The organism is Spirochaetota bacterium (assembly GCA_026414805.1).
Classification (GTDB): Bacteria; Spirochaetota; UBA4802; order UBA4802; family UB4802; genus UBA4802.
On the sequence record JAOAIH010000126.1, the window covers coordinates 1282 to 3420 of the forward strand.

Annotated in this window: 4 protein-coding genes (1 of these 4 only partly in view); 3 read left to right on the plus strand and 1 reads right to left on the minus strand. The window is 37.7% G+C overall.

What is annotated here, in order from left to right:
* From N3F66_14770 to N3F66_14780, 3 genes are all read left to right on the plus strand, one after another.
* Window positions 1–597 carry the 3' portion of a methyl-accepting chemotaxis protein gene (locus N3F66_14770; GenBank protein ID MCX8125409.1) on the plus strand. 1062 nt of this gene lie to the left of the window's left edge, so 597 of the gene's 1659 nt are visible here — the last part of the coding sequence; its start codon lies beyond the left edge, outside the window; the stop codon is at window positions 595–597.
* A 36-nt stretch (window positions 598–633) separates the two neighbouring features.
* The gene (locus tag N3F66_14775; GenBank protein ID MCX8125410.1) at window positions 634–1287 is read left to right on the plus strand and encodes a haloacid dehalogenase-like hydrolase; all 654 of its coding nucleotides are present in this window, start codon (window positions 634–636) and stop codon (window positions 1285–1287) included.
* Between the two features lie 65 nt (window positions 1288–1352).
* Complete coding sequence (locus N3F66_14780) at window positions 1353–1913, plus strand: chalcone isomerase family protein (GenBank protein ID MCX8125411.1); 561 nt, start codon at window positions 1353–1355, stop codon at window positions 1911–1913.
* 40 nt (window positions 1914–1953) lie between these two features.
* Here N3F66_14780 and N3F66_14785 read toward each other — a convergent pair.
* Window positions 1954–2139, minus strand: a 186-nt coding sequence (locus tag N3F66_14785) for a 4Fe-4S binding protein (protein MCX8125412.1), incomplete at its 5' end; no start/stop codon positions are given.

Genomic DNA, 2139 nt, shown 5'->3' on the forward strand with positions numbered 1-2139 from the left:
GTGGAATCAACTATTAATCAGATACGTGCACAGAGCCAGAAGATTTCAGAGACTATAAGCGTAATTGTTGATATTGCTGATAGGATTAATTTATTATCACTCAATGCCAGTATTGAAGCTGCACGCGCAGGAGAATATGGAAGGGGCTTTGCAGTTGTTGCGGATGAAATAGGCAAACTGGCATATCAAACTTCTGAAAGCATAAAGGATATTGAGAAAGTCCTGGTGCAGAGCACTAAAACTACTGAAACAGGTGTTGAGGTTATCCGTGCAACAGCTGAGATGTTAAAGGACTTGATAGCCCGAATGGCAGAAAGCTCGTCAAAAATCAAGATATTGCAGGACAGTGTTACTGTAGAAGAAAAATACATAAAAAATATCATAGAGCAGATGGAAAAGAATGTAGAATTGGCAAAAAATATTGGTGCAGGTACCGAAGAGCAGAAAGCTGCAATTGAAGCTAGTGCCAAAGCCATTGAACATATGAATGAGGTTGTGTCGCAAATGGTTGATGAGATTCAACAGTTGGCACATACCTCGCAAAACATTGTATATAATGCCACAGTGCTTCTTGAAAAATCAAAAGGCGATGCTTAATAGAATATTTTTATTTTGGTTACTATCGCTTGGAAAATGAAACCACAATACTCTCATATAGTATTCTGTGATTTTGATGGAACCATAACAACTGTTGAAACTTTTGTTGGGATGTGTAAAACCTATGCTCCCGAGTTATTTGACACAATTGGGAAAAAGATGTGGGCAAAGGAAATAACTATCCGTGAAGGTGTTCGACAACTACTGGAGTCGTTGCCATCATCGTTATATCCACAGATGCTATCGTACATAGATGATAAAGAAATGAGAGCAGGCTTTCCGGAATTTTTGGATTACTGTAATGCTCACAAAATTCCAGTGGTAATTATTTCTGGCGGATTGTATGATAGTGTAGTGCGAAAGTTAGGATATCTGAAAGAAAAGGTAGCAGGTGTTTATGCAGCAAAGATTGATGCAAGTGGTGAGTATCTTAAAGTGTATTCTGATTACGAATATGAAGGTGAACTGGTTGCAAAAGCTAAGATCATGAGTAACTATCACTCACAATGTACAATTGCAATAGGTGATGGGCCAACTGATATTGAAATGGCAAAATATGCAAATATTGTGTTTGCAAGAGGTCTTTTAAAAAAGTTTTTGCCCAAGGACAAAGAATACTACGAGTGGGATGATTTTTATGATGTTATGGATACGCTGTCAATTATTATAGAACAGAGAAAATTTGATTGACTATAACAAGAGTAAAATATAGTTACTATATAACATAAAAACTAATATCATGCAGGAGGTTAAGCATGCGTAAAAGTATACTAGTTGTAATAGCTTTGTTGGTTGCAGTATGTATGATGTCAGATGTTTTTTCATTGACCGTTGGCGGGAAAGAACTGCTAAAGAAAGGTACCGGTAAAAGAACAAAAGGGATTCTTGGAACAGTGTACTATGCAACACTGTGGGTACCAGAAAGCCTTAAAAATGCTGATGCAACTGCAATAGTTGAAGCAAATGAACCAATGGCGGTTGTTCTGGTTATTGACTCTAAGTTGCTAACCAAAGAAAGATTTTTAGAAGCAACAAAGGAAGGATTTGCACAGGCAGCTTCAAGTGGCTATGCAACTGCCAAACAGGATGCATTCTTAAAGCTTTTTGATGCTGTTGATTTCAAGAAAGGTGATGTAATTCAGTTAGGATATGATCCTAAAGCAGGGCTAACAGCAGTATTCACTGCATCCGAAACAAAGAAGACTACAACATTGGGTTCGGTTGCTGGGCTTGATCTTAAGAAAGCTTTATTTGCTATCTGGTTGGGACCAAAACCAGTTCAGGAAAGCCTTAAAAAAGCTATGTTAGGAATGTAAATATATGAGTAGGGAGTGCAGCGTGCACTCCCTTTTTATATTATTTTTTCATAACCTCAATAAATTTATCCAACCTGCCCTTTTCCTGAGCAACTTTAATTCCCATATCAGTGACTGTAGCTGGAATATCGGGTGCTGATGCTTTTTCTTTTAATGTTATAGCATGTGAACTACACGCACTGGCACATAATCCACACCCAATACATTGTGATGCATCTATTGTCTG

Excerpts from the sequence above, each read along its gene's own strand:
- N3F66_14775 (MCX8125410.1), top strand. The coding sequence starts at position 634 with ATGAAACCACAATACTCTCATATAGTATTCTGTGATTTTGATGGAACC.
- N3F66_14780 (MCX8125411.1), top strand. The coding sequence starts at position 1,353 with ATGCGTAAAAGTATACTAGTTGTAATAGCTTTGTTGGTTGCAGTATGT.